This window comes from Labilithrix luteola (assembly GCF_001263205.1).
GTDB classification, from domain to species: Bacteria; Myxococcota_A; Polyangia; order Polyangiales; family Polyangiaceae; genus Labilithrix; species Labilithrix luteola.
This window is the reverse complement of record NZ_CP012333.1, coordinates 2,840,529-2,867,213: the sequence shown is the minus strand read 5'-3', so window position 1 is coordinate 2,867,213 and position 26,685 is coordinate 2,840,529. Positions and strand designations below refer to the sequence as shown.

Below are 26,685 nucleotides of genomic sequence, written 5' to 3'. Positions count from 1 at the left end.
ATGATGCGCGCGAATGAACCGCCGCCGGCACACACTTTTGTGGCTGCTGCTCGCGGTTTTGCTCGTCTTTGCACGGCCTCGCGCGTCCTTGGCGCAGGCCACGACAGGGCAGGCGCGACCTACCGCCCCGCCCGCCCAAGGCCACCTGAGACCAGCCCCGGACGAGGACGTCACGATCCTCACGCCGCCTCCGGTGCCCCCGTCACCGTCGCCCAATCCGACGATCGCGCCCCCTCCTGATCTGTCGCGCTTCGCCGGTCGGCCCGTCGGCTCGGTCGACGTGATGTTCGACGACATGCGCTTCACGGACGAGCGGCCTCCGCCGATCACCGTCATGCGACCGGGCGACCCCATCACGCCCGCGCTCGTGCGTCGTGCCATCGAGGAGGCGCTCGCGAGCGGTCACTTCGCCGACGCACGTGTGGAGTTCGAAGACGAGACCGGCGGCGTGCACGCGACGATCTACCTGATGCCCCGCAAGGTCATCGAGAGCATCCGCGTGGACACGCACGGCGCGCCGGTGAACGGTGACGAGCTCCTTCGCGACACCGAGCTCGTCGTCGACGGTGAGCTTGTCGGCCGCGACGTGCCGAGGCACGTCAACCACATCGAAGCGATGCTCCAGCGGCGCGGCTTTCCTTCTCCGCAGGTCTCGATCACCGCGCGTCCGACGGACGACCCCTTGCGCATCGTTCTCGTCGCCGACATCAACGTGGGCGCGCCACGACGCATCGAGCGGCGTGTCATCTACCCGGTGGATTCGACGGGCGCCGCGAATCGTCAGCCCGTCGGGAGCACCCTCGATCTCGAACGCTCCTATGCCGTGAAGGTGGGCGATCGGGCGGACCAGCCAACGCTCGAGCTCGCCGACGCTGCCCTGCAGACACGTATTCGCGCCGCGGGCTGGCATCGTGCCGAGGTCACGCACGACGTCGTCATGCATCGTGGGCTCATCGTGCTTCGCGTGCGCGTCGACTACGGAACGCGGTACGAGACGCGCTACGAGGGCAACGAGCACTTCGACAAGGACACCCTCGACGCGCATCTCGACCTCGACAACGAGACCGATCGCACGCCGAGCCACCTCGTCGAGAAGATCCGCGACTTCTACGTGAAGCGAGGCTTCCTCGATGCGCAGGTCACGCTCGAGGATCGCGGTGGCCCGAAGGACCAGGTCCACTATCTGGTCTTCCACATCGTCGAGGGCCAGCGCGTGTACGTCGCGGCGCGCTCGTATCCGTGCCTGCGCGAAGAAGACGTGAAGAAGCTCTCCGAAGGCGGGCCCACGTCGGCCAAGGCCATCGGAAGCGAGATCGACAGCTATCTCGAAGAGGAGGCGGCCGGTGGCGACGTCCTCATGCCGCCTCGTCCGCTCGGTCTCGACCAGACCATTGCTGGGCCCCTGGCGCAGCGCGGGGCGCGTCCGTCGCCGCTCGAGCTCGACCCGCACACGGTCTACATACCGGAGACCTACGAGCGCGCCGTCCAGCACGTGCAGGAGCTCTATCGCTCGGAAGGCTATCTCGCGGCGCAGGTTGGCCCCGTGCAGGTGATGCGCCGGCGCTGTTCTCCGAAGTCCCCGCCGGGCATGTGCGTGCCGCTCCCGATCACGGGCGAGCCGCGTGATGCGTGCACGTACGACGCTGCGGGCCTGCCGCGTCCGGTCCCGCCGCTCGAGCCCGATGCCACGTGCGTTCCCGATCCGGCGCGCAGCATCACCTGCGAGTCACGCGTCTGGCTCCGCATTCCGGTGAAGCTCGGTCCGCGCACGCAGCTCTACGACGTCACCTTCAGCGGCGCGAAGGCGCTGGCCCCCGAGGTGCTGGCGAAGGCCGCCGAGCTCAAGCTCGGAAGCTACGTGAGCACGGTGAAGCTCGAAGAGGCCCGCCGTCGCGTGGTCGATGCGTACAAGGAAGAGGGCTACGCGTTCGCCGACGTCCGCTACGAGCTCGATCAGTCGCCCGACCGAACGCGCGCCCGCGTGCGTTTCATCATCGCCGAAGGTGAGCAGGTCTTCGTTCGACAGTTCGTCGTGCAGGGCAACGTGTTCACGAACACGTCGGCCGTTCTCCGACGTGTGGCGCTCGAGGTCGGCAAGCCCTATCGCGCGAGCGACGTGCGCAAGACCGAAGAGCGCATCGCGACGCTCGGCGTGTTCTCGAGCGTCGGCGTGGCGCTCGACAATCCGTTCGTTCCGCAGCGGAACAAGGTCGTCATCATCACGGTGGTCGAGCGGCCGCGCCAGTACACCGAGGTGGCGCCCGGCTTCTCGACCGGTGAAGGCTTCCGTATCGCGACCGAGTACGGCCATCGCAATTTGTGGGGCAACGCGGTCTCGCTCACGCTGCGTTTGCAGCTCGCGTACATCCCGACGGCGCTCATCATCGACCCGACCGCGCGCGACAACTACCGCGACCTCGGCACCATCGCGCGTCTCGGCGTGCGCGCGACGGCGAACTTCGTCGTGCCGGAGATCGGCCTCGGTCCGCTCGTTCGCGCGGGGGCCGATGGCATCTTCGTGCACGACTTGCAGCGCGACTACTACATCACCAAGCTCGCGGCTGTCCCGAACATCAACTACCGCCCGATCAACGAGGTCCAGCTCACGCTGTTCCAGAGCTTCGAGTTCAACAACACCCGTATCTTCCAGTCGGGATCGATCGACGACTACATCCTGAGCCTCCGCGCGCAGGGGTTCAACACGACCGACATCGTTCGCCAGCTGCTCGTTCCCGACGGCGAGAGTTACGTCCTCGCGCAGCGCGTTCTCGCTTCATGGGACCGGCGCGACAACGCGTTCAACGCGACGCGGGGCACGTACATCGCCACGGGCGTCGAGCACGTCGACGGCTTTCCCGTCAACGACACGGCGCGCACGTTCACCTCGCCGCCCAAGGAGAGCCACTTCTTCAAGCTGACCCAGACCTTCAGCGGCTACATCCCGCTGCCGCGCGGCATGCGCATCGCATCGATGACCCGCATCGGTGGCAACGTGCAGCTCACGCCGAACTCGGCCACGTACCCCGACCGCCTGTTCTTCATGGGCGGCGTCGACACGATGCGCGGGTGGCTTCTCAATAGCTTCATCCCCCAAGACGACGTCGACCGCATCAACGCCGATGCGAGCAAGCCCGACCTCGTTCCCGACGAAACCAAGCCGGGCAATCCGCTCGTTCCGAACGTCAACAAATTCACCGTCAACACGCGACCGATCCGCGGCGGAAACCTGATGGTCAACGAGCGTCTCGAGCTGCGCATCCCCATCAAGGGCCCCTTCGAGACGGTGGCCTTCGGCGACTTCGGCAACCTCTGGATCGACCCGACGTATCCGTTCAGGACGGGGCAGTTCCCCATTCGCGTCGACGTGGGCACCGGCATTCGCGTACAGACGCCGGTCGGCCCGCTCGCGATCGACTACGGCTTCAACGTGACGAAACAGCCCTACGAAGACGTGGGCGCGCTGAACTTCGCGATCGGCCTCTACTAACGGTCAGGCTGCGCGAAGCCTGGCCTTGCGAGGACGCCTTTCGAGTGCGACGATCGGCAGCCCCTCGTCGGGCGCGAGCGTGATGCTCCGGCGGACCGTGCGCACCTCGTTCTTCACGAGGCGCATCGACACGCGCGACAGAACGGCGGCGAGCACCATCTTCATCTCGTAGATCGCAAACGCTGCGCCGATGCAGCGACGAAGACCTCCGCCGAACGGGAGCCATTCCCAGGGGGCGGGGCGAGCCCCGACGAACCGATCCGGATCGAAGCGCCGGGGATTCGGGTAGAGCGACGCGCGCTGATGGATGAGCGCGATGGCTGGCGCCAGCCAGGTGCCGGTGGGCAGGTCCCAACCGAGCACGCGCATCGGCTCCTGGAGGACGCGCCCGACGATGGGAATGACGGGCTGTAGCCGCAAGGTCTCCTTCACCGTGGCGTCGAGCAGCTCGAGCCGAGCGATCTTCGCGGGATCGTCGTCGGCGCCGGCGATCTCGTCTTGCAGGCGGCGGGTCAGCTCGCGATTCGGAACGATCCAGCGAAGGGCCCACGTGAGCGCGGTGGCCGTGGTCTCGTGACCGGCGACGAGGAGCGTGATGAGCTCGTCGTGGATCTCGTCGTCCGAGAGCGCGCGCCCGGACTCGTCGCGTGCAGCGACCATCATGGCGAGCACGTCGTTGCGGCTTTCGTGGTTCGAGCGCGCCTGACGAATCTCTTCGTGCAAGATGCTGCTCGCGCGATCGCGAAGCCTTCGCCAGCGACCCCACGGGCTGAGCGGGCCCAGGTCTTTCTGCATGAACGGAAAGAGCAGTCCTGGCCACGCCGCAGCGTCGAGCGTCTTCGCGAGCAGGTCCGCGAGCTCCTCGAACTGAGGGCCCGCGGCCACGCCGAAGACCGTGCGCAAGATCACCTGCGTAGTGATGCGTTGCATGGGCCGATGCACGACGAACGAGCGGCCGATCGGCCAGCCGTCGACCGAGTCGTGCGCGAGATCGAGCATCGCTTGCCCGTAAGCCTGCATGCGCTCACCGTGGAAGGCGGGCATCATCATCTTGCGCTGACGACCGTGCTCCGCGCCGTCGAGGACGAGCAGGGAGTGCCGGCCGAGAAACGGCTTGAGCACGATGTTCGCCTTGCCCGCATGGCCTTCGTCGGGGCCGAGCGCGAAGATCTCTTTCACGGCCTCCGGATTCGCCACGAGCACGATGCCGTTCGCGCCGACAGGGAGACGAAGCGTGAAGATGTCACCGAAGCGCGAGCCCGCGTTGTCCAGCATCGAGAGGGGATCACGAACCCAACGCAGGGTCTGGAGCGCGCGAGGCAAGCTGGGACCCGGGGGCAGGGGGCTCGTCATGGCGCCGTAGCATAGCCGCACGTGCGTCACGGACGTCGTTCGATGGTGCGCGGAACTCCCCTGTCCGCGGCGAGCAAGACCTCGCGCCTCCAGCGTGTCGCATCCTTCTTCGAAGTGCATGAGGTTGCTCTCACGGAAAGCGCGACACGCGACGTCATTCCGAACACGAACGTCGCCCTTCGACGCGGTGGCTGCGACGACGAGCACGCATCTCGCGTCGGCGAAATTTCGCAGCACAGAAAGCACACGATGCGTGACGTCTCGTGGGCCTTCGCATCTAGCGAGCACTCCGTCTGCTGATAACATCGAAGCGCTGCGATGCAGGGGAGGCGCATCGATCGCTATATTCTCGGGCCCGAGATTGCCGTCGGCGGGATGGCATCGGTCCATCTCGCGCGCATGCTCGGCAAGGGCGGCTTCGGCAAGACGGTCGCCATGAAGCGCCTTCACGCGCAGTACGGACGCGCGCCCGAGTTCGTGACTCTCTTTCAAGACGAAGCGCGCGTGACCTCCGGGCTCACGCATCCGAACGTCGTGATGACGCTCGACGTCTTGGAAGACGATGACGAGCTCTATCTCGTCATGGAGTACGTCCATGGCGCGGCGTTGAGTCAGATCTTGCGGCCTCGTCAGGGGCAAGCGCCTCCACCGCTCAGGATCGCCGTCGGGATCGTCGCTGCGATGCTCGACGGATTGCACGCCGCCCACGAGGCCACCGACGAAAACGGTGTGCCTCTCGACATCATCCATCGTGACGTCTCCCCGCAGAACGTCCTCGTGACCTTTCAGGGGGTCGCGAAGATCGCGGACTTCGGTATCGCGAAAGCGGCCGGGCGCGTTCATTCGACCGACGATGGCTCGTTGAAGGGGAAGGCCGGGTACATGGCCCCCGAGCAGCTGCTCGGGTTGGAGGTGACGACGCGCACCGACCTCTACGCCTCGGGCATCGTGCTCTGGGAGACGCTGACGGGAAAGCGCCTCATCGATTTCAAGTCGATGGCGGAGAACCTGCGCGCGGTACTGGAGCTCGAGGTCGAGCCGCCAAGCTCACTACGTGCGGAGGTGCCGGACACGCTCGACCAGGTCGTCATGCGTGCGGTGCAGCGAGACCCGAGCGAACGTTTTTCCAGCGCGAAGGAGATGGCGCTCGCACTGCGGAAGGCGTCGGACGCCGCGCACGCCGCGGAGATCGGAGACTGGCTTTGTGCCGAGCGGCACGAGTTGCTCGAGATGCGTGAGTTGGCGCTCTCGGAGCTCCAGCGTGCCATGGGCTCGGCAGGGGACATACCGGCCGGATTCGAAAGTGCACCGTCGCTTCGCGTCAGCGTCCCTCACATTCCGACGGGACCGACGATGCCTTCGCGTAAGGACGATGCTCCTGCGCCGCGCGATCCGTCGTCCGATCCTGCGTACTTGGCGGCCGCTGCCCAGCCACCTCCTCCAACGCGCCGTTTCTTCCCGGTGCTCACGGTGGCGTTCGTGGTTGGAGTCGCAGGCCTCCTCATTTTCCTTCTCACCTGGACGCCATCGTCGCTCGGTCCATCGGGCACGGTTCGTGAAGAGCGCGAAGCGGTTTCTTCGAGCTCTCCAGCTGTCTCTGCATCGTCGAGCGCGTCGAGCGCGTCGAGCGCCTGGGGCGAGGAGAGCCCGCCGACACCACGACCGTCCGTTGCCATCGACCCGCCGGCGTCTGCCGAGCGACCGAATCGTCCGGCACCGTCCTCGACGTCCTCGACTGCGAAGCCTCGGCCTATGGCGTCGGCTTCCGCTTCGGCCTCTCGAAAGTGTCGCATCGTCCCGTCGATGGACAGCACGGGCCACACCAAGTTCACCGAGGTTTGCCCATGAACTCAGCGCCGTGGAAACGCCTGGCAGCGGCCAGCATCGCCGTGATCGTCGTCGTCGGTCTTTCGATCGACCAAGCGCAGGCAGCGGACAAAGACTGCATGACGTCGGCATCGGAGGGACAAGACGCGCGTGACCAAGGGCGCCTCGTGGAGGCTCGCGCGCAGTTCCAGAGGTGTGCGCAGATCGAGTGTCCGGCACCGATACCGACGTACTGCGGTGACTGGCTGAGGGAAGTCGAACGAAAGATCCCCTCGCTCGTCATCCGTGTCGTCGACGGCAACGATGGAGATCTCACCGACGCGAGCGTCTTGCTCGACGAACGCCCGCTTCCACTCGATGGTCGCGCGGTCGAAGTCGACCCCGGGAAGCATCGCCTTCGCGTTTCTCGCCCGGGCTCGAAGCCATCGGAGACGGAGGTGATGGCGGCGCAGGGCGAGAAAGATCGACGGGTTCTCGTCAGGCTCGCGGTCGACAGACCCCGCGAAACGCCACGCGCGCTTCCTGCGATAAAGGTCGCCGAAGCATGGGCTCCGAGCGCGCTCGGGCGCGTTCCGACGGCGAGCTGGGTCGCATGGGGCATCGGTGCTGCGGGGCTGCTGTCCTTCACCGCCTTCGGACTCAAGGCGCGACTCGACTACGACAATTACGCGTCGGAGTGCGGTAGCCACTGTTCGGTCTCGGCTCGCGATTCGGTCGCGAGCACAGTCACGGTCGCCGACATCTCCCTTGTCATCGGGCTCGTTGGGGCAGGCGTCGGGACGGTGCTGTGGCTGCTGCAACCGAAGGCGAATGCGGATGCTCGCTGGACTGCGAGAATGAGCGAGGCGCGATGAACGCATCGAAACGACTCTCCGCGACCGTGTTCGCCAGCGGGGCCATCTTGGTCGGCGCGTGCGGGTTGATGATCGACCCCGATAGACTCGTCGCTGGGCAGCAGCCCGAGACGGTAGGTGCCGAAGGTGGAGACGGATCGGGGCCGAACGGAGCCGACGGACGCGCACCGGTGATCGACCCGAATTGCCGGCCGAGCGGTCCCGAGGTGTGCGACGACGGCATCGACAACGACTGCAATGGCCTCGCCGATTGCGCCGATCTGGGATGCTCGGCGGGCTTCGTCTGCGTCGATCCGCCTCCGGACGGTTGGGAGACGGTTTTGCTCGCCGACCACACCCGCCCCGCGTGCCCCGCGGCCTACACGACCGCTACTGACGTGCGCGTCGTACAGGGAGACGGCGCCCTCGCTTGCGCGTGTGACTGCGGAAACAACTGTGGTGGAACCATCACGCTCGCGCAGGGAAGCTCCGCGGGTTGCGGGTCTGCTACGACCCGTGGCTTCGACGCCAACGCGACCGGTTGCACCAGCACGGGCTTCGGTCTCGCGAGTGGTTTCGCCCAAGCGACGTCCGACGGCAATGCCTGCGCAGCCTCGGACGACGTGGTGAGGAGGAACGACCCGACGGACGGGCGTACCTGCGCGCCGCCACCCAAAGTCGGCGGCGGCTGTCCGGACGCTCAACGTTGTTTGCCTAGAGGCGGCAGCTTCGCGATGTGCGTCGCGAGGGTGGGGATGAACGCGTGCCCCACCTCGGGGTTCACGAAACAATGGCGCAGCGGAACGGCGGCGAGCGACCAGCGCGAATGCATGGGCTGCTCGTGCGACTCGAACCCGTGCTCCGTCGCGCTACAGCTCTGGACGCACCCCACCTGTCAGGGCAACTCCACTCTCACGATCACGAATTCGTGCGCTGCGAACGGTTCGATAAACAACGTCAAAGCGTACAAATCGAGCGCGACGAACGGCTGCACGCAGGCGACGCCATCGGTTCAGCAGGGCACCCTCACGTTCGAGAACGAGCGCACGATCTGCTGCCCGTGAACGCCCTCCGCTGAAGGACCGAGCGTGCGTTCGGGCGACGCTCGGTCTCTCGACGTCGTTCCAGGTTGGCCGCGGCGCGGCCGCTCAAAACCTCATCGTGCCGTTGGTCTTTGCCGCGAGCACGAGCATCGCGATCGAGCACGCGATGAGGACGAAAAGGATCAGCGTGAGGGGATCGGTCGCCATCCGCACGAAGGCGCGTCCGGGCCGTGGACGAAACGAGATGTGCACGTCGGGAAGGGGGGGAGCCGGCGCGGTGGGAGCCGGCGCGGTGGTCTCGGCGGCTGCGACGACGCTCCGCGAGGGGGCCTCTTCCTCGTGGGAGGGGTGCGCTTCCGCGGCGAGCTGCGCGATCTTCACGCGTGTCACGCTATGGGTCGTACGCGCGATGGGCGGCGGCCTTCTCGGCTCGCACGACGATGACGGCCTCGGAGTCGGGTAGGAGCTCGGAGGACGCTCACGCGTCGAATCGACCAGTTCCGGAAAGGAGACCGTTCTCGGTGGACGCGGCAACGGTGGGAGCGTCGGCGTTCTCGACCGAGCCTGCTCGGTAAAGCGCGAGGGGCTCGCGCTCGGGGGCGCGCTCGACGTAGGGGGACGCGGTGACGCTTCCCGTCGGCTTTGTCGCGGACCGTCGATCGGGGGCATCGAACTGTTCGCCGCAGGACGCACTCTCAACCGCTTCATCGTGGCGTTCCGCTCGACGTCCGCCAACACGCGTTGGCGTGCTTCGTCCGACATCTTGATGGTCGGCACCTCCTCCTCGACTCTTCGGACGACTTTGCTCCGTTTCATGGCGGGCCCCTCACGGTTGTCGACGCAGGTTGATGGATTCGCCGGTGCGATCGCCGGAGCGATCGGGCGTGAGCGCTGCCCACGAAGCCTCCGGTCTACGCCAGGAGGGCTACATTCGCGGACGCTGCGACGGCCGCCCTAGCTGCAAAAGGATGGCCGCCCGGCCGTGCGGGTTCTCGTTCCGATCCTTGCGCGCGGTGGAGTCGCGCATCGTCTCGTGATCAGACGACGGCGCGTCGCTTCGATCCGTCGCTACCTCACTGAACGGAGCGCTTACCGGCGTCGACGCGGTGCGTAGCCAAAATGAACAATCGGGGAGTGCTGCCTCGCGCGCGCAGCCTAGGAAAACCGCGCCTTGGCTCGTCGACGAGAGGGACGAAATGGCCCGGCGAGTGACGCGCACGAGACCCACGACGAGCTCACTCGCGACCACACCAGCGTTCCTCGATCGACGACAGGATCGCCGTGAAGAAAGGTCAGAGATGCCTTCGGCGTGCGGACTTCGTCGCGGAGTCAGCGCACTCTCGACATCGAGACGGTGTCACCGCCAGCGCTCTGGTCGTCGCTCGTGCGCGCGCAATCGCCGAGCGCACTCGTGGCGAGAAGGAGAACTGCGGAGAGGACGATGACGAGGCCCTTTCCCATGGTGCGCTCAGCGTACGGATGGCCGGCGATCGCGCCATTCCCCCAATTCGGTGACAGCCGGCCTCGCCTTACGTCCGAGCCGATCGCGAGCGAGGCAAAAGCGTGTGGGGTCGCGAGGAACGCTCGACCCGCGAAATCGCGGGCGTGGGTAGTTTTTGCGAGGGGCCGAATCCGGGATGGGATTGTTCCGGACTCGTGCCTCGTCACGCGCAGTGACCTCGAAGAGGTCGTCGACGTTGATGTCTCGGAACCACGTCTCGAGCAGCTGGTGGTCGCGCGCGATTCACGCTGAAGCCGGGCGTGCCTTGCTCGACGACGAACGTGCGATGACCTTCACGCCGGCGTCACGACGAGAGCGGGGCCGTGAGCCTTTCCGCGGCCGGTAGGCGACGAATCGACCGAGCGGCTTCCGACCGACGTCACCCCACAGAAATGCCGAGAAGACAGGCTCCGAGAGCCTCCTCTTACTGAAGGCGGGAGGCTGCTCAGGGATACCGAGCCAAATGTGCAGATTGTGCGGAGAATCCTGGAGTGCTACGCGGTCGCGTCACAACCCAGGACGAGTGCCGTCAGTTCGTCGTTGCTTTCTTTCAAAGCTTCTTGACGAATCGCGACTGTCCTCGTAAGTTCCCGCCCCCTTGCCGCCCTGCGGCGCGATTTCACGAGGACATTGTCATGGCAACGCCCGAGGCCGCTGAGAAGGCCACAACTCGTCGTAACCCCAACAAGGGCTTCGTCGCCACGAAGGAAGAGGCGGCCGCCGCCCGTGCTTGGTGGGTCATCGACGCGTCTGGCAAGTCCCTCGGTCGCCTTGCGAGCGCGGTGGCTCATGTCCTGCGCGGCAAGCACAAGCCGACGTTCTCGCCCCACCTCGACGCGGGTGACTTCGTCGTCGTCGTGAACGCCGACAAGGTGCGTCTCACGGGCAACAAGCTCGATCAGAAGCTCTACTCGCACCACTCGGGCATCCCGGGCGGCTTCAAGCAGGAGAGCTACCGTCATCTCATGGAGCGCAAGCCGGAGTTCCCGGTGGAGAAGGCCGTGAAGGGCATGCTCCCCAAGAACGTTCTTGGCCGTGAGATGTTCACCAAGCTCAAGGTCTACGCGACGCCGGATCATCCGCACGCTGCGCAGAAGCCCCAGGTCCTCGAGATCAAGTAAGAAGGCACGAAGATGAGCACCGCGACGAACCGCACCTACGCGACCGGCAAACGCAAGACGGCGATCGCCCGTGTCTGGGTCTCCCCCGGCAGCGGCCAGGTCATCGTGAACGACAAGCCCGCGGATGAGTACTTCGAGCGCGAGACCTCGATCATGGTCATGAAGCAGGCGCTCGAGCTCATCGAGGCTGCTGACCAGTTCGACGTCTGGGCGACGGTCAACGGCGGCGGCCACTCGGCCCAGGCGGAAGCGATGCGCCACGGCATCTCCCGCGCGCTCGTCGCGATGGATCCCGAGCGCCGCTCGGTGATCAAGCGCGCTGGCTTCCTCACGCGCGACGCGCGCAAGAAGGAACGCAAGAAGTACGGTCAGCCGGGCGCCCGCAAGCGCTTCCAGTACAGCAAGCGCTGATCGCGCCTCTCTCTGCTGTTCTGTGTGCTCGCCGTTCTTTGGCGAGCACGCGCGAGCACGCGCGAGCACGCGAGAGATGGAAAGCACGAAGGCCGAGTCCCTGCGAAGGGAACTCGGCCTTTTGGCGTTTTGGGGGTCGCCACTGTGCGCCCGAATCGCGGCGCCCGCGGTCTTCGCGTCGACGGCGAACGATCCCGGCGGCATCGATCGCGGCTCCTCCGATTTGCCGCGACCGCACGCTGATCGACCCCGCAAAGAAACGAAACGGCCGGCGCACGTCCGAGGACATGGCCGGCCGCTGGTCACGCGCGAGAGGCGCGTGCTTCGATCAGGGGAACTGGTTGTTGTTCGAGGTGCGGATGAATTCGTTGTACTTCTTCACGACTTCTTCCGCGACTTGACCCGGGCGGCCGTCGGGGCACGTCGTAACCTTGTCGAGGTCAACCTTGCCCGTGGGCGTCTTCGCCTTGGCGGGCGCGTCGCGCAGGCAGCGCCAGTAGTCCTTCGAAGCCTTGCGGTAGGCGGTCACCGAGGAGACGAACGAGCTGTAGTGGCTGTCGGCGAGCGGCCAGGCAGGCGCCAGCTTCCGGTCGCCTAGCTCGGCCTTGTGAGCGCCTCCGTAGGTCGTGAGGTCGTCGACGGCCTTCTCGAACTCGGTGAGCGACGCGCTGTAGAGATTGAAGTCGACGTTTGCGTCTTCACCACTCGGATCGCTCGCCTCGATCAGCTCACGCGCCGTGTTGAGCACGTGCTTGCGGTGGTAGCGGAACTTCTTGCCCTCTTCCTTCTCGATGGTCGCGAGCACGCGCTGAGCAAGCGGCTTGGTGATGCCGTCGAGGGCGGTGTGCAGGGCGTTGTCGGCCTTGTTGAAGTCCGCGAAGGCCTGCATCAACTGTGGGTGGACCGTCTTCGCCTTGGCCCACTTGTCGTCGCGGAAGTCCTTGTTGTCGAAGTACTTGTCCAGATCCGTGATCATCGGATCGAGGATGTTGACGGCCTTCGCGAAGCTCTCACCCGCGGTCTCGAGAGCAGCGGTGGACGCATCCTTCGGGGGCATTGCCTTCGACTTCTCGACGCCGGCGGCGCACTTGCCGGCCGCGCCGTCCGGAAGCTTGTAGATGTCAGCCCAGGATTCCTTGCCCGTCGGACCGTTCTTCGGGACGAGCGAGAGGTAACGCTTCTGCGACTGGTGAACCGACGAGGAGAGCGTGTTGAGGCACTTGATGTACTCCTCGAGCTTCTCCTGTAGTGCGTCGTCCGGATCCTCGGCCTGAGCCGTTGCCGACGACGCCTCCGGTGCGGTTACCCCCGCGTCGAACTGCGTGGCCTTCTTGAGCAGCTTCTTGCAGCCCGTTCCGCTCAGGACGACGCCAACGAGCGCTCCAGCCAGAGCGAGCTTCGACAGCGGTCCCGACACAAACTTGCGCATCCCTCTTCCTCCTCGTGCAATCCCATCGACGCCGATGCGTTTTGCCCAAAGCACCGACGGAGCGTCGGGCCGCCGGATTCAAGAATTCCGCTCAGAAGATCAAGGTCATCGAGGCACGACGCACCGGCGTGGCGGATTGGCCGGGACGAGGATAGAACCCTTCACCCGACCACCGGAAGTGGTAAGAGTCACCGCGTGAGCTCGGTTTTCCGGCCTTTCGGCAAGATCTGCAGCATTCGCGCGGACCTCGTACGTCCGAGCGCGCGTCCGGTTGCCGGCTCGCGTGGCCGTTTTGGTCGTGCGATCGGCGCGGTCACCGCCATTCTCGCACTCCTCGGCGGGGCGCCCGGGGCCCACGCATCCATCGTGGAGCGCGTCGTCGCCGTCGTCGGCGAGCGGCCCATTCTGCTGTCCGAGCTTCGTCAACGGGCGCGACCGCACCTCGCCCGCATCGTGATGCAGAACCCGAATCCCTCGCAGCAGGCTGCCGCCGAGAGCGAGATGTTCCGCGAGCTTCTGAACCGCATGATCGACGAGCGGCTCGAGGAGCAGGCCGCGGACAAGAGCCGCGTCAGCGTCTCGCCCGAGGAGGTCGACAACGGCATCCGCCAGGTCGCCGCGCAGGCCAAGCTTTCCCCGGCTGAGGTCATCGCAGAAGCCAAGCGTCAGGGCCTCAGCGAGCAGGACTACCGCGACGAAATCCGGCGCCAGGTCCTCGAGGGCAAGCTCGTCCAATTGCGCGTCCGCAATCGCGTGCGCGTGACCGAGCAGGACGCACGCGAGGCCTACGCCCGCGTGGTCAAGGAGACCGCTCAGCAGTCGCCCGTCGATCTTCGCATCCTCGTCCTCCAGATTCCGCCCGCGGCGCAGGGAACGACCCCGCAAGACGTGCTCGCGGAAGAGCTGTCGAAGCGCGGCCGTGGTGGCGAGGACTTCTGCGAGCTCGTCCTCAACTACAGCCAGGACCCCACCACGAAGAACACGTGCGGCTCACGCGGCCCCGTGCCCCTCGCGGCGCTGTTTCCGGAGCTCCAGCAGGCGGCCTCGTCGCTCAAGCCCGGCGAGGTCTCGAAGCCGATTCCGTTCCGCGATCCGAACGGCAACCGCGCCGTGCTCGTCGTCCAACTCGCGCAGGCGCAGCCCAGCATTCCGCCGTTCGAGCAGGTGCACGAGCAGATGATGGAGCGCGCGTACGTCGACGCGACGGATCGTCAGCGCAAGCAGTGGCTGTCCGAGCTCCGTCGCGGCGTGTACATCGACGTTCGCCTCTGAGGGCGCCGAGGCCCCGAGGGTTCCTACCTCACTGCTGCACGGGTGCGGACGGAGGAACGAGCGACGCTGCGGGGAAGTCGACGGTCGAGACCGTGGTACCGCCCGGCGCGACGATGAAGTTTCCGATGGGCAGCGTCTCGCTCACGTCGGCACCGTTGGGACCGATGAACGTCGCGCGACCGGTGTACGACTGAGCTCGCACGTCACGTGACAACTCGAAGTCCGTGCACGGCGCGAGTGCCGTCGAGTAGATGGTGAAGACCGAGTCGAAGAAGACGACGCGCATCTGCGACGCTCCGAACTCGGTGCACTTGGCGGGCGCCGACGTGCCTTCGATGGTCCACGTTTGCGTCACGGTACCCGAACCCGGGTCCGGAGCGACGCCACCCTGGACGTGATTGGTACAAGCCGACGAGCACACGGCGACGAGCGCCGCGACGCCGAGCAGACTGGCGATGGTTCCCTTTCGCATCGTTCCCTCCGCAGCCGAATGCGTCGGCGCGTCGACTCTCGGAAGAGCAACCTCCTTGCCATGCCGCGCTCGCCGCGGTTTTCTCGCGAGCTGAGCCTCACGCACGACGAGGCGATCCGGAGGCACCGCGGTAGCATCTCGCGCAGAAAGGGCCGCGCATGAAGCAACGCGACGCTCGCGCTCTCCTCTCGTCCATTTTCGCCTTCGCGCTCGTCTTGAGCGGTTCGGCGTGCGGTTCGGCGACGAACGACGAAAACTCGACCGGCCCGAGAAGCCCCGACGCCTCGTCTGCGCGCGTGGCACACGGGACGATTCAACAGTGGCCCGAAGCGACAGCGTACCTCGACGTGGATCCCGATCCGAGCGGCGTCATCGTGGAGATCGGGCCAGCACGACCGGGCGGACTCGACGCGCTGTGGTCGATCGCGACGACGAATCCGGCCTCCGGCTACTTCTACTCGGACGCCGTGCGCGGAACGTCGGAGACGCGCGTGGCCTTCGCCTCGACGTTCTCGCGCGTATCCGACATTCGCGACGCATCGAAGCTCGCCTTCACGCGCGCGAGTGTGGGCCCCGTCCCGGTGGGCGGCATCGTCGTCATCGAGCACGCGGCATCGCATCGCTACCTCGCGATCGTCCTCGACGCGATCCAGCCGACCGATCCGCGCACGGCGGGCGCAGGCCCCTACGCCTATGCGGACGTGACCTGGTACCTCACGGACGAAGGCAGCGCGGACTTCGGCGCGCCCTAGCAGCGCGCCGTGTGTGGGCAAGTGGTTTTTGTTCCCAGAAAGCCCATCGGGAAGTGCTCAGAAGGCGTGGAAATCGAGACCTCGAGCCAAAGTCGAGGTACGACGCGGGCATGCGTCGCGTCCTTCTTTCGCTGCTCCTCGCGGCTTTCTCGTTCTCGTGCGGTGGCTCGAGCAGCGCTCCGCAAGCGACCGCGCCGAAGCATCAAAGCATGCTCGCCGCGATGGCGAGCGGCACCAAGGACAGCGCCCCACCGAAGAAGGATCCACCGCGCGCCGATGCCTCTCTCCTCGCGCGCGACGTGCTCTTCGGAAATCCCGACCGCGCGATGCCGCTCGTCAGCCCTGACGGCAAACACCTCTCGTATCTCTCGAGCTCCGATGGCGTGCTCAACGTGTGGGTCGCAGCCATCGATGCGCGCGACAAGGCGAAGGTCGTCACGCAGGACAAGAAGCGTGGCATCCGCACGTATCGCTGGGCGTTCACGAACAACCATGTCCTCTACCTGCAGGACAACGACGGTGACGAGAACTTCCACCTGCACGCCGTCGACATCCGGACTGGCAAAGATCAGGATCTGACGCCGTTCGAGGGCGTCCAGGCGCGTATCGAAGCGCTCAGCCACAAGATCCCGGGCGAGGTCCTCGTCGGTATCAACGATCGCGACAAGCGCTTCCACGACGTCTATCGCGTGAACGTCGTCACCGGGAAGCGCACGCTCGTGCAGAAGAACGAGGGGTTCGCCTCCTTCTCGACCGACGACGACTTCAAGGTCCGTTTCGGCATGAAGCCCGAGAAGGACGGCAGCACGGAGATGCTCGAAGCGGACGGGAAGGGAGGCTTCCGCCCCTACGGCCGCATCCCGATGGAGGACGCGCTCACCACGTTCGTCGCCGGTTTCGACAAGGAGGGCAAGAAGGCGTTCTTGATCGACAGCCGCGGCCGCAACACAGCCGCCTTCGTCGAGCTCGACGTCGCCAGCAAGAAGTCGAAGGTCCTGCTCGACGACGGTCAGGCCGACGTCGAGGCGCTCGTTCGCCATCCGACGACGGGCAAGGTGCAAGCCGCCGTGTCGACCTACGATCGCTTCCGCTGGCACGTGATCGACCAGAGTATTCGCGCCGACCTCGACGCGATCGCGCAGGTCGCGCCGGGCGACATCGAGCTCGAGAGCCGCTCGCTCGACGACACGAAGTGGCTCGTTGGTTCGTATGTGAGCGACGCGCCCGTGAAGTACTACCTCTACGATCGCACGAAGAAGAAGGCCGAGCTCCTCTTCTCGAACTTCAAGGCGCTCGAAGACGCGAAGCTCGCGCCGACGAGGCCCGTCATCCTCAAGTCGCGCGACGGGCTGGACCTCGTGAGCTACCTCACGCTCCCGCGCGACGCGAAGGCCGAGCAGCCGCTCCCCATGGTCCTCTTCGTACACGGCGGACCTTGGGCGCGTGACGCGTTCGGCCTGAATCGCTGGCACCAGTGGCTCGCGAGCCGCGGCTACGCGGTTCTCAGCGTGAACTACCGAGGCTCGACCGGGTTCGGAAAGAGCTTCATCAACGCCGCCGATCACGAGTGGGCCGGCAAGATGCACGACGATCTCGTCGACGCCGTCACGTGGGCGGTCTCTTCGAAGATCGCCGACAAGGACAAGGTCGCGATCATGGGCGGAAGCTACGGCGGCTACGCTTCGCTCGTCGGCCTCACCTTCACGCCCGACACGTTCGCGTGCGGCGTCGACATCGTCGGTCCTTCGAACCTCACGACGTTGCTCTCGTCGATTCCGCCTTACTGGGAGTCCGAGGTCGAGCAGTTCAGCAAGCGCATCGGCGACCACCGCACGGAGGACGGCAAGAAGTTCCTCGCGTCACGCTCTCCGATCTCGTTCGTCGACCGCATCAAGCGTCCGCTTCTCATCGGGCAGGGAGCGAACGACCCGCGCGTGAAGCAAGCCGAGAGCGATCAGATCGTCACGGCGATGCAGAAGAAGGGGATCCCCGTCACCTACGTCCTCTACCCGGACGAAGGACACGGCTTTGCCCGGCCTCAGAATCGCACGTCGTTCAACGCCGTCGCCGAGGTCTTCCTCGCGCAGTGCCTTGGCGGCCCGTACGAGCCGATCGGCAAGGATTTCGAGGGCTCGACGATCACCGTGCCGATCGGCAAAGACCAGATCCACACGCTCTCGTCGACGCTGAAGTAGACGTTCAGCTCGCGCGCAAGGCGGGCGCGGACTCGACGTCGAGCAACGTCGAGCGTTCGAGCTCGATGTGAACCGTGGTCATTCCGGCGCGTGATTCCACGCGGAGGTCTCCACCCATGGATCGCACGAGGCCGAGCGAAACGGGGAGGCCGAGACCCGTCCCGAGGCCGAACGGCTTCGTGGTGAAGAACGGCTCGAACATGCGCCGCTTGGTCTCCTCCGACATTCCTGCGCCGTTGTCGGTGACCTCGATCGAGATGCGCCCCTCGATTTCGCGCGCGCGGATGCTGAGGCGGCCATCGGTCCGTTCGGGCTCGATCGCCTGGGCGCCGTTGACGATCACGTTCACGAGTACTTGAACGAGCGCATCGACGTCGCCCTTGGCTCGAAGGTCGTCGCCGACGTCGACGCTTGCCGTGATGCGGGATCCGAAATGGAGCTTCGCTTCGGAGACGGCCTGCCGGACGGCACGCGAGACGGACATGTTGTGGACGATGCGCGGCGCGCTCGCGGCGGTGCGCCCGGCCTCGAGGAGTTGGCGCACGATCTTGGCGATGCGTCCGACCGACTCGAGCGATTCGTCCACGCACTCGAGCGCGTCCGCCGGCGGCGATTTCCTGGTCATGCCCTCGCGGAGGTACGTGAGGTTGGCGGTGATGGCGGCCGCCGGATTGTTGATCTCGTGAGCCACGCCTGCCGCGAGATGTCCGAGGGCAGCCATTTTCTCGGCGAGCAGGAGGTTTTGTTTGGTGGTCACGAGCGCGTGCGTGCGCTCCTCGACGAGCCGCTCCAGCGTGGCCGACATCACCTCGAGCGCGCGCGCGTTTTCGACGAACGAACGCGTGACCGCGAACCCGAGAATGCTCAGTGTGATCAGAAACGCGAGCGAGAGAAGCAGCGGATCGTGGAACAGGTCGAGGGTGACGAGCGTGTCGTGGATGCTCGCGAGCCAGATCGCCAGGCCCGCCGAGAGGTGCACGCCCGCATCACGAACGCCCGCCCGCTTCGCCCGTGCGTAGTGCATGAGCGGCACGAGCATGGCCACGGTCTCGAACGAGAACGCTGCGCCGCCGAGGATCGTCGTCTCGGGGTTGGCGTAGGTCACATGGAGCCACTCGATCGTGAAGCGCGTTTCCTTCGTGCCGATCATCCAGCCCGGCACGAGCCACGCTGGGGCGAGCGCGACGAGGCTCAGCACCAGCAAACGCTCCCAGCGACTCGGCTGGAGTCGCAGATAGCTCTGCGTGTAGAGCACCCAGCCAGCCACGTGCAGCGCGCCGACGGCTCCCTGGCACCGAATCGCGGCGAGCAATGTGGGAGGCGCAACGTCGATCGACGAGAACGCGTCGGTGATGCCGAAGAGGCTCGCGGTCAGCGCGACGAGCGCCAGGAGGCGATAGCGCTCCCAGCCTCGCGCGGCGCCAAAGCGAAAACTGAGGGTCGAAACGACGACCCCCATGACCGACCCGATGAGCGAGAGAGCAAAAGCGATGTTCACGAGAGGAACGCAGATCTGCAACGGCTGCGGAGCGCTGTCTCTTAAGTCCAGCGTACCGTTTCAATCCCAACGGCCGGTTCTCCAAAAACGCGATTCATTCTTGTCGGCAAATCTTTCATCTTTGAAAGCAATTCGACGTCGGCCGACGTGGTGTCGAACAGTTACATGCTGGCACGACATTCGCTATAGAACCCATCGCACCGCGTTGAGGCCTCCCCCCCCCGGCCCGACGCGGTGTTTTTCATTTAACGGTCGGAAACCGTCCGACGCTTGCTGCGGGTTCGCGTGCCTCGCGTGCTCCCCTTGGGTTCGGCGAGCTCCGCCCGGCAGAGCTGGACGAGCCGCGTCTCCGCCCAGTGGCGGACAGGACCGCTCACCGCGCCCTCGCGGCGAACGAGCGACAGCGAGAGCCGATACTCGTCGGGGCTCCACGGGGCGACGCGAAGGGGAACGAGCCGACCTTCGTGCAGGTCGTCGCGCACGACGTGCTCGGGCATGTTTCCCCAGCCGAGGCCGCCGGCGATGAGCGCGTGCTTGGTTGCGAGATCGACGACGCGCCAGGTCGACGGCGAGAGCACGCCGTGATCTTCTTCGGTGCGTGACTTCGCGTTGCGCTCGCTGAGGACGATCTGCACGGTGCGCGTCAGCTCGGCGGTGGGGATGGGGGAGCGCAGTTTGGCGAGCGGGTGATCGGGCGACGCGACGGGCATCAGGCGCACGTGCGTGAGGTGTTGGCGATCGAGCCCCTCGAAGCTCGCATCCGGACCGGCGATTCCGAACGCCGCGCGCTTGTCGCGCACGAGGGCGGTGACGGCAGAGAGCGTCTCGGTGTGCAGCACGAGCTCGACGGTGGGATGCTGGTGGGCGAAGTCGCGCGCGAAGCCGACGAGGGCGGAGGTTGGAAAGATGGCGTCGACGACGATCTCGAGCCTGGTCTCGGCACCGGCCTTCAGGCTCGCGGTGAGGTCCTCGAGCAACGCCATGTCGCCGTGGATGCGCTCGGCGGCTTCGACGATCGCGGTCCCGTGACGTGTCAGACTCGGGACGCGCGAGCTACGATCGAAGAGGCGCAGGCCTAGCTGCTCCTCCAGCCGGTCCATCGACTGGCTCACCGCCGATTGGACGCGGCCGAGCTTCCGCGCGGCGGCCGAGAAATTCCCCTCGCGCGCGACCGCACGAAGCACACGAAGCTGGTCCAGCGTGAGCCCCCCGAGCGGTTCGGTCATCTCTCACACAATATGATGGTATTCATCGCATGGCCATCGGTTCTCATGATGGCTTGCGGCCTGTAGGTTCTCGTCATGCTCCGCATTCGCAAAGCCAATGACCGCGGCCACGCCAACCATGGCTGGCTCGACTCTCACCACACGTTCTCTTTCGCGGACTACTACGACCCCGCGCACATGGGCTTCCGCGGCCTTCGCGTCATCAACGACGACCGCGTGGCCGAGGGCGGAGGCTTCGGCGCTCACCCCCACCGCGACATGGAGATCGTCACCTACGTGCTCGAGGGCGCGCTCGAGCACAAGGACTCGATGGGCAACGGTTCCGTCATGCGCCCGGGCGACGTCCAGCGCATGAGCGCGGGCACCGGCGTCCGTCACAGCGAGTACAACGCTTCCACCGAAGAGCCCGTCCACTTCCTGCAGATCTGGATCATGCCGGACAAGCTCGGCATCGCTCCCAGCTACGCGCAGAAGACCTTCACGGACGACGAGAAGCACGCCAAGCTGCGCCTCCTCGCGTCGCCGAAGGGTGACGACGGATCCATCTCCCTCAACGCCGACACGCGCCTCTACGCGACGCTGCTCCAGAAGGGCGACAAGATCGAGCACGCGGTTGCTCCGGGCAGGCACGCCTGGATCCACGTCGCAAACGGCAAGATCGTCCTCGATGGTCAGACGCTCGAGGCGGGCGATGGTGCGAGCACGAGCGACGCCGGAACCCTCCACCTCGAGGGCATCGAACGCGCCGAAGTGCTCGTGTTCGACCTCGCCTGATCGCTCGATGAAGCGGAGTCGCCGGCCTCAGCGCTTGCGGACGTCACCCTTGGAAAGGTGATGGATCGCGTCGCCGAGGCCGTCGAGCGTGAGGTGGAACATCGGAAATACGCGGGCGATCTGCTCGGCCGTTCCGCCTCGCCAGTACGACGGCGGATCCGGATTGAGCCACGCCGCGCGCTTGAAGTGATCGGCGAACTTCTGCAGCTGCGAGAGGCCCGTCTGCGCAGGTCCGTGATGGCCGGTCGCGTAGTACTCGTAGTCGCCCGCGCCGAGCAGCTCGGCTGGATGCATCGCCGCATCGCCGACGAGGACGAGCTTCCACTCGGCGGCGAGGTCGTGGAGTAGCTCGTCGACCGGCACCGGATCGGTGAAGCGCTCCGTCTCGTAGAGCCGACCGTAGATGCAGTTGTGGAAGTAGTAGGTCTTGAGCGTGCGGATGTTCGACGCGCGCTTCGCTGCCGAGAACAACCTCGAGACCGTGTCGGCGAAGGGATCCATCGAACCGCCGACATCCATCAAGAGCAGCACGCGCACGTTCGACTTGCGCGGTGGCCGAACGACGATCTCGAGCTCGCCGGCGTTCTTCGCCGTGGCGTCGATCGTGCCGTCGATGTCGAGCTCGTCGGGCTGACCCTCGCGCTGGAACGCGCGGAGCTTTCGCAACGCGACTTCGATCTGACGCACGTCGAGGAGGAGGTCCGAGCGATAGGGCTTGTAGCGGCGCGCATCGGCGATGCCCATCGCGCTGCGCCCGCCGCCTTGAGAGCCGACGCGAAGACCCGAGGGGTGTGCACCGAATTGGCCGAACGGACTCGTGCCGCCCGTGCCGATCCAGCGGTTACCGCCCTGATGGCGTTCTTTCTGCTCCTTCATGCGCTCTTCGAAGAGGCGCTTGAGGGTCTCCATGTCGATCGCGTCGATCGCCGCGAGCTCTTCGGGTGTGAGCTCCTTGCGGTTCGCGGGATCTTTGAGCCACTCGTCGAGCTCTCGTACGAGCTCGAGCGAGCTGCCGGCGATGCCCTTGAAGTGCGAGAGGAAGGCCTCGTCGAAAGCGTCGAGGTCGCTCTCGCGGTGCACGCAGATGGCCCGCGCCAGGTGATAGAAGCCGTCGAGCGAGCTGTCGTGGAGGCCCATCGAGAGTGCCTTCGCGAGCGCGACCGCCTCCTGGGCGCCCACCTTCACCTTGCGGGCGCGAAGCTCGTAGAGGAACGGAACGAAAGCGGCGCTCATCGGGAACGAAGCTTAGCGCGTGTGGCCCGCGCCGCAGCGTGCATCGCCCGAGGTTCGCGCACGGAGATCATAGTCGCCGAGCGGAACCGCCGCGGGGAGCACGAGCGCACCGTCGTAGGCGCCTCGCTCGTCGGTGGCGAGCTGGCCGATGACGACCTCTTTGTTCTCGCGACCGCGGAGGAGGACCTCCAGCGTGACGTGGCCGCACGGCGCGCCTTCGGCGGTGACCGTGCCGCGAAGGCGAAGAGGAGCACCGCGTCGTGCGTCGGGGCTCGTAAGCGTCATGGTGACGAGCGACGGCGGCCGATCATCGGGTGTGGTCGACGCCGAGCCGTTCGGAGCCGTACCTCCGCCCGCGCCTGCACCGGCGCCACCAGCGCCATTCGCGTCGGCGAACGAGGCCGCGGCGCTGCCGCCAGGCGCAGCGAGCGAGGCCCCGGCGCTGCTGCTCGGTGCCGTCGGGGCGTTCCGTGCGTCGCGCCGCGCGCGATCACCAAGGTCGTCGCCGCGTGAGGCTCCTTGAGGCCACGCGAACGGATCCGGCGGCGGATCGTAAGGGATGTTGGTCGACACCGGATCGTTGATGGTGCGACCGGCGCCGCCGAGATCGATGCGCCGCCAGAGATGTCCGTCGTTCACCTCGACCCAGGCGTGCGCCTCGTTGACGATCATGCGTGCCGGGATGCCGAGCCCGACGGCCGTGACCATGAAGGCGAACGCGCGATGGCGACAGACGCCTTTCCGCGAAAGCGCGAGGTCGAGATAGATGTCGTGCGTTGGCGGCGGCGGATCCTCGGAGTCGATGAAGCTTCGGAAGTACGCCACGAGCTTGGTGACGTTCTCGCGCGGCGTCATGCGGTGCGAGAGACCGATCTTCTGCGCCACCTCGCGGACAGACTGCATCACGCGCGTGGGCAAGGGGGGCGCGGCGGGAAGCTCGACCCAGGAGGGATTGCCGAAATCGCCGCCGAACGCGATGCGCGGGATCGCGAGTTCCATGACGAGGCGGACGCGTACGGCGCTGTCGCCCTCGATGAACCAGTTGTCGGCGCCGTCGCGGAAGAGTCGGAACGGCACGTCTTCCGAGCCGACGCCGGCGCGTGCCCGCAGTACGCGTGCGCCTGGCCCGACCGACGGGATCTTCACCTTCACGTTGGGCGCGAGGTCCACGACCATGTCGGCGAAGAATTGCTCTTCGGCGGGCGTGACTGGCGAGGCTGAAAGGGCGAGGGGGGCCGTATGCGGGTCGCGTACGGAAAGCGTGTAGGATACATCGACCGTGTCGAACGCGCTCAAGCGCTTGAACGGCGCCGTCGAGGGCGAGAACGGATCGTCGTACGGCAAGAGGTCGGGCCGGCGCGTGTCGCGATCGGGATGGAACGACGAATCCGGGATGTCGCGCCGTGGCGTGGGGCTGTAGGGGCTGTCACCGCTGCCCACGGGCCGTCCAGGATCGGGGGCGGCAACGAGGCCTCGCGGAGAATCGATGGCTGCCGGAAGGTCGCCGTCGAGCGAGACCGACAGCGCGACGTCTTCGCGCGGATCGGGGGGGATGGGCTCGTGCAGGATGGGGCCGCGCCGCTGGGCGCTCGCCGACGGTGACGCCAGTTGGCTGAACAATGCGACCCCGAAAAGCGCGAGGTACCTATTCGCCTTCGAGGTGGGCCGCATCGTCCTTCGCCTCATTCATAGCGAAAGACCGCGTCGGGGCCTGCGCAATTGAGTCGATTTTCCGGAAAGCTCAGGCGAGCTACCTATCGCAGCGCGTTGGCGTTGCCGGCCGGCTTCCATCCGCCGCTCTCGTAAAAATAGCGTCCGTCGCGCGATGAGTAGACGGGAGCGTTCCAGGTGGCGCCGGGCGGCGGGGCGTCCCAGTGGCCCGGAATCCAGGCGTACTGCATCCCGGTCCAATGCCAGTAACCGGCGACCCAGACGGCTTGGGGGTTGGGTGCGGGCGGTCGCTCTTCGTGGACGAGAGCCGGCGGCGGACCGTTCACGACGACACCGCGCGCGGGCGTCTCCGGTTCGTTCACGACGCACGCTGCAAGACTCGCGATGGCCAGCGCCACACCGGCCACGCCACGAACGCGACGCATCGTGCGCGCGAATCGCATCGCTGTATGGTCCCGATGGCTTCGAGAACGATGGGTGTTGGTCGGCATCTCGGCACGCATCCGTCCCCCCCTGCAGCTTCGAGTGTTGCGACTCACCACATGACGTTTTGGTGAGTCGCGTTGGTACGCAGGTCTTCGCGCGCGAACTCTGACACATGAAGTCTGACACGCGCCGGCTGACACGTGAAGGCGGACACGCCCAGGTGTTCGGCACTGCGGTTGGTACGTCGATCGTACGCCGCTCGTAGGATTCTACTTCCCACCGAGGCCGAGGGAAGTCTCGAAAAGGAACGCGCAGAAGGTGCGCGCGCGGAGCTTTTTGCGCGCACGATGGCAACCGCACGGTAGCCTCGCCGGCATGCCGAACTTGGTCGAGGAGCTGAAGGCACTGGATCCGTCGGTGATAGCTCGCCTGAATGCCAACGGTTTCGACGAGACGCGATTTCTCGCATTGGCGGAAACGTTGCGTGACGGCGATCCCGAAACGCGGCGACGCGCCAGAAACGTGGTCAAAGGGAAGGTGTCGCCGCCGCCGGCATCCGCGATGCACAAGCTCCCTCCCGAAGGCTCGGCCGAATACGAGCGCCTTCGCGCGCGAGGTGAAGCTGCTCTGCGCGCCGGTGAGCTCGCGTTTTGCACCATGGCAGGCGGAATGGCCACCCGTATGGGCGGCATCGTGAAGGCGCTCGCCGAGGTCTACGACGGTCACTCGTTCCTCGATCTCCGTCTCGGCGAGAATCGAAGCAACAGCGCCCGCTACGGTCGGCCGATTCCGCTCTGGTTCATGACCAGCGACGCGACCGACGAGGCGATCCGGAAGGCGCTCGAGGGCGTCCCGGATCGCGCGCACATCGCGACCTTCGCGCAGGACCTCTCCCTGAGGTTGACGCCCGAGGGCACGCTCTTCTTCGGGGCGGACGGCAAACCGAGCCTCTATGCGACCGGCCACGGCGATCTCGTGGATGCGCTGCGCCGGAGCGGCCTCGTCGATCGCTTCGTCGCCGGCGGTGGGAAGTGGGTCTGGATCACGAACGTCGACAACCTCGGTGCGTCGATCGATCCGGTGATCCTCGGCCATTTCATCGAGGCGGCGGAGACGGCGGGGGCGGTCGTCCAATGCGAGGTCACCCGCAAGGAAGGCGATCGCGGCGGCATCCCCGTGCTCGCCGAAGGCAAGGTTCAGGTCCTCGAGGAGTTCCGCCTACCGGCCGACTTCGATCCGAAGACCGTGAACGTGTTCAACACGAACACGTTCCTCGTGCGTGCGGAGGCTCTCGCCAGGCAGCCCTGCACCTGGACGTACTTCGAGGTCGAGAAAAAGGCCGACGGAAGGACCGCGGTCCAGTTCGAGCGGCTCCTCCAGGAGATCACCGCGCAGATGCCGTCGGTGTACCTCGAAGTCCCGCGCGACGGCGCTGCGTCGCGGTTTCTGCCCGTGAAGGACTTCGAGGAGCTCGCCAAGCGTCGCGCGAACATCGAGGTGGTCGCACGGGCTCGCGGCATGGTGTAGGTTGGTGGCGGCGCGTTTTTTTGACCGGCCGCTTGTGATTCGCGTGTTTGGGTCCGTCCGGAACGACCGACTCCTGTTGCCTCGATCCTCGTTTCTCTTCCCGCTCCCGCTCCCGTGCAATTCGAGATCGTCCACGAGTTCGATATCCCGCTCGATGCCCTCGAGCTCGCGGTCATTTCGCCGAGCCTCGTGCAGAAGCTCGCGAAGCGCCTCCCGAACATCGAGAGCGTTCAGCCGCGCGAGCATGTCCTGAAGGGCAACGAGCTCGAACGCGTCTGGAGTTTCCGCGCCAACGTGCGCATCCCGGCGTTCGCCCAGAACTACGTGACGCCCGAGATGCTCGCCTGGGACGAGCGCTCGACGTACGACATCAGGAAGCACGAATCGACGTGGACGATCGTGCCGCGCATCAAGCCCGAGTGGCGCAAGTACTTCGCCGCCTCGGGCACCTACACGCTCTCGCAGCTGGCGAACGGCAACACGCGTCGCACCGTGAAGGGGAGTCTCGAGCTCCGCGTGCCGGTGGTCCGTCAGGTCGCCGAGAAGCTCATCCTCGCCGAGGTCCGCAAGACCTTCGACGCGGAGGCCGACACGCTGCGTGATCTGGCGACGCTCGGATAGCTCGGAGGGCGGA

22 protein-coding genes are annotated in these 26,685 nt (G+C 66.2%); 12 read left to right on the top strand and 10 right to left on the bottom strand.

Annotated elements, in window-relative coordinates:
* Nucleotides 1-13: 13 nt before the first annotated feature.
* Complete coding sequence (locus AKJ09_RS13020) at nt 14-3,487, top strand: POTRA domain-containing protein (protein ID WP_146647520.1); 3,474 nt, start codon at nt 14-16, stop codon at nt 3,485-3,487.
* Nucleotides 3,488-3,490: 3 nt separating this feature from the next.
* Here AKJ09_RS13020 and AKJ09_RS13015 read toward each other — a convergent pair whose 3' ends face one another.
* Nucleotides 3,491-4,840, bottom strand: a complete 1,350-nt coding sequence (locus AKJ09_RS13015; RefSeq protein WP_169927502.1) for a cytochrome P450 — start codon at nt 4,838-4,840, stop codon at nt 3,491-3,493.
* 318 nt (nt 4,841-5,158) lie between these two features.
* Between AKJ09_RS13015 and AKJ09_RS13010 the strand changes: the two genes are divergently transcribed.
* From AKJ09_RS13010 to AKJ09_RS13000, 3 genes are read left to right on the top strand one after another with little or no spacing between them, the layout of a single operon-like run.
* The gene (locus tag AKJ09_RS13010) at nt 5,159-6,688 is read left to right on the top strand and encodes a serine/threonine protein kinase (protein WP_146647518.1); all 1,530 of its coding nucleotides are present in this window, start codon (nt 5,159-5,161) and stop codon (nt 6,686-6,688) included.
* The gene (locus tag AKJ09_RS13005; RefSeq protein WP_146647517.1) at nt 6,685-7,521 is read left to right on the top strand and encodes a hypothetical protein; all 837 of its coding nucleotides are present in this window, start codon (nt 6,685-6,687) and stop codon (nt 7,519-7,521) included. Before AKJ09_RS13010 ends, AKJ09_RS13005 begins: the two co-directional genes overlap by 4 nt.
* On the top strand, nt 7,518-8,564 hold the full coding sequence (locus AKJ09_RS13000) for a hypothetical protein (protein WP_146647516.1): 1,047 nt from the start codon (nt 7,518-7,520) through the stop codon (nt 8,562-8,564). The genes AKJ09_RS13005 and AKJ09_RS13000 overlap by 4 nt, the downstream gene beginning before the upstream one ends.
* An 84-nt stretch (nt 8,565-8,648) precedes the next feature.
* Here the strand turns inward: AKJ09_RS13000 and AKJ09_RS12995 are convergent, their stop codons facing one another.
* Together AKJ09_RS12995 and AKJ09_RS55530 are read right to left on the bottom strand one after the other, a co-directional pair.
* Entirely contained in the window at nt 8,649-8,933 is a 285-nt protein-coding gene (locus AKJ09_RS12995; RefSeq protein ID WP_146647515.1) for a hypothetical protein, read from the bottom strand.
* 939 nt (nt 8,934-9,872) lie between these two features.
* Nucleotides 9,873-10,004: a hypothetical protein gene (locus AKJ09_RS55530; RefSeq protein ID WP_275936620.1), complete on the bottom strand. Its 132-nt coding sequence runs from the start codon at nt 10,002-10,004 to the stop codon at nt 9,873-9,875.
* A gap of 675 nt (nt 10,005-10,679) precedes the next feature.
* Between AKJ09_RS55530 and rplM the strand changes: the two genes are divergently transcribed.
* Both rplM and rpsI read left to right on the top strand, forming a co-directional pair.
* Nucleotides 10,680-11,165 carry a 50S ribosomal protein L13 gene (gene rplM, locus AKJ09_RS12990; RefSeq protein ID WP_146647514.1) on the top strand — a complete coding sequence of 162 codons (486 nt, stop codon included), beginning with the start codon at nt 10,680-10,682 and terminating at the stop codon, nt 11,163-11,165.
* A 12-nt stretch (nt 11,166-11,177) separates the two neighbouring features.
* Nucleotides 11,178-11,576, top strand: coding sequence for a 30S ribosomal protein S9 (rpsI, locus tag AKJ09_RS12985; protein WP_146647513.1), 399 nt, complete (start codon nt 11,178-11,180; stop codon nt 11,574-11,576).
* A gap of 328 nt (nt 11,577-11,904) precedes the next feature.
* Here the strand turns inward: rpsI and AKJ09_RS12980 are convergent, their stop codons facing one another.
* The gene (locus AKJ09_RS12980) at nt 11,905-13,005 is read right to left on the bottom strand and encodes a DUF3829 domain-containing protein (protein ID WP_146647512.1); all 1,101 of its coding nucleotides are present in this window, start codon (nt 13,003-13,005) and stop codon (nt 11,905-11,907) included.
* A gap of 195 nt (nt 13,006-13,200) precedes the next feature.
* On the opposite strand from AKJ09_RS12980, the gene AKJ09_RS12975 reads away from it, so the two are divergent.
* Nucleotides 13,201-14,277 (top strand): SurA N-terminal domain-containing protein, encoded by a 1,077-nt coding sequence (locus AKJ09_RS12975; protein WP_146647511.1) that lies wholly within the window; start codon nt 13,201-13,203, stop codon nt 14,275-14,277.
* Nucleotides 14,278-14,305: 28 nt separating this feature from the next.
* Here the strand turns inward: AKJ09_RS12975 and AKJ09_RS12970 are convergent, their stop codons facing one another.
* Entirely contained in the window at nt 14,306-14,749 is a 444-nt protein-coding gene (locus tag AKJ09_RS12970; RefSeq protein ID WP_146647510.1) for a hypothetical protein, read from the bottom strand.
* Nucleotides 14,750-14,907: 158 nt separating this feature from the next.
* Here AKJ09_RS12970 and AKJ09_RS12965 point away from each other — a divergent pair, with 158 nt between their 5' ends.
* Complete coding sequence (locus AKJ09_RS12965) at nt 14,908-15,501, top strand: hypothetical protein (protein ID WP_146647509.1); 594 nt, start codon at nt 14,908-14,910, stop codon at nt 15,499-15,501.
* Between the two features lie 110 nt (nt 15,502-15,611).
* A complete protein-coding gene (locus tag AKJ09_RS12960; protein WP_146647508.1) occupies nt 15,612-17,696 on the top strand; it encodes a S9 family peptidase in 2,085 nt (694 codons plus the stop codon).
* A gap of 4 nt (nt 17,697-17,700) precedes the next feature.
* Here AKJ09_RS12960 and AKJ09_RS12955 read toward each other — a convergent pair whose 3' ends face one another.
* Together AKJ09_RS12955 and AKJ09_RS12950 are read right to left on the bottom strand one after the other, a co-directional pair.
* Nucleotides 17,701-19,194 (bottom strand): sensor histidine kinase, encoded by a 1,494-nt coding sequence (locus AKJ09_RS12955; RefSeq protein WP_146647507.1) that lies wholly within the window; start codon nt 19,192-19,194, stop codon nt 17,701-17,703.
* Between the two features lie 245 nt (nt 19,195-19,439).
* Nucleotides 19,440-20,420 carry a LysR family transcriptional regulator gene (locus AKJ09_RS12950; protein ID WP_146647506.1) on the bottom strand — a complete coding sequence of 327 codons (981 nt, stop codon included), beginning with the start codon at nt 20,418-20,420 and terminating at the stop codon, nt 19,440-19,442.
* 75 nt (nt 20,421-20,495) lie between these two features.
* On the opposite strand from AKJ09_RS12950, the gene AKJ09_RS12945 reads away from it, so the two are divergent.
* Nucleotides 20,496-21,194: a pirin family protein gene (locus AKJ09_RS12945; RefSeq protein ID WP_146647505.1), complete on the top strand. Its 699-nt coding sequence runs from the start codon at nt 20,496-20,498 to the stop codon at nt 21,192-21,194.
* A 27-nt stretch (nt 21,195-21,221) separates the two neighbouring features.
* Here AKJ09_RS12945 and AKJ09_RS12940 read toward each other — a convergent pair whose 3' ends face one another.
* From AKJ09_RS12940 to AKJ09_RS12930, 3 genes are all read right to left on the bottom strand, one after another.
* The gene (locus tag AKJ09_RS12940; protein ID WP_146647504.1) at nt 21,222-22,427 is read right to left on the bottom strand and encodes a vWA domain-containing protein; all 1,206 of its coding nucleotides are present in this window, start codon (nt 22,425-22,427) and stop codon (nt 21,222-21,224) included.
* Nucleotides 22,428-22,439: 12 nt separating this feature from the next.
* On the bottom strand, nt 22,440-24,098 hold the full coding sequence (locus AKJ09_RS12935; RefSeq protein ID WP_146647503.1) for a transglutaminase-like domain-containing protein: 1,659 nt from the start codon (nt 24,096-24,098) through the stop codon (nt 22,440-22,442).
* Nucleotides 24,099-24,181: 83 nt separating this feature from the next.
* Nucleotides 24,182-24,523: a YXWGXW repeat-containing protein gene (locus tag AKJ09_RS12930; protein WP_169927501.1), complete on the bottom strand. Its 342-nt coding sequence runs from the start codon at nt 24,521-24,523 to the stop codon at nt 24,182-24,184.
* Between the two features lie 376 nt (nt 24,524-24,899).
* On the opposite strand from AKJ09_RS12930, the gene AKJ09_RS12925 reads away from it, so the two are divergent.
* On the top strand, nt 24,900-26,051 hold the full coding sequence (locus AKJ09_RS12925; RefSeq protein ID WP_146647501.1) for a UTP--glucose-1-phosphate uridylyltransferase: 1,152 nt from the start codon (nt 24,900-24,902) through the stop codon (nt 26,049-26,051).
* Between the two features lie 114 nt (nt 26,052-26,165).
* Nucleotides 26,166-26,672 (top strand): DUF2505 family protein, encoded by a 507-nt coding sequence (locus AKJ09_RS12920; protein WP_169927500.1) that lies wholly within the window; start codon nt 26,166-26,168, stop codon nt 26,670-26,672.
* The last annotated feature ends 13 nt before the right edge of the window (nt 26,673-26,685 follow it).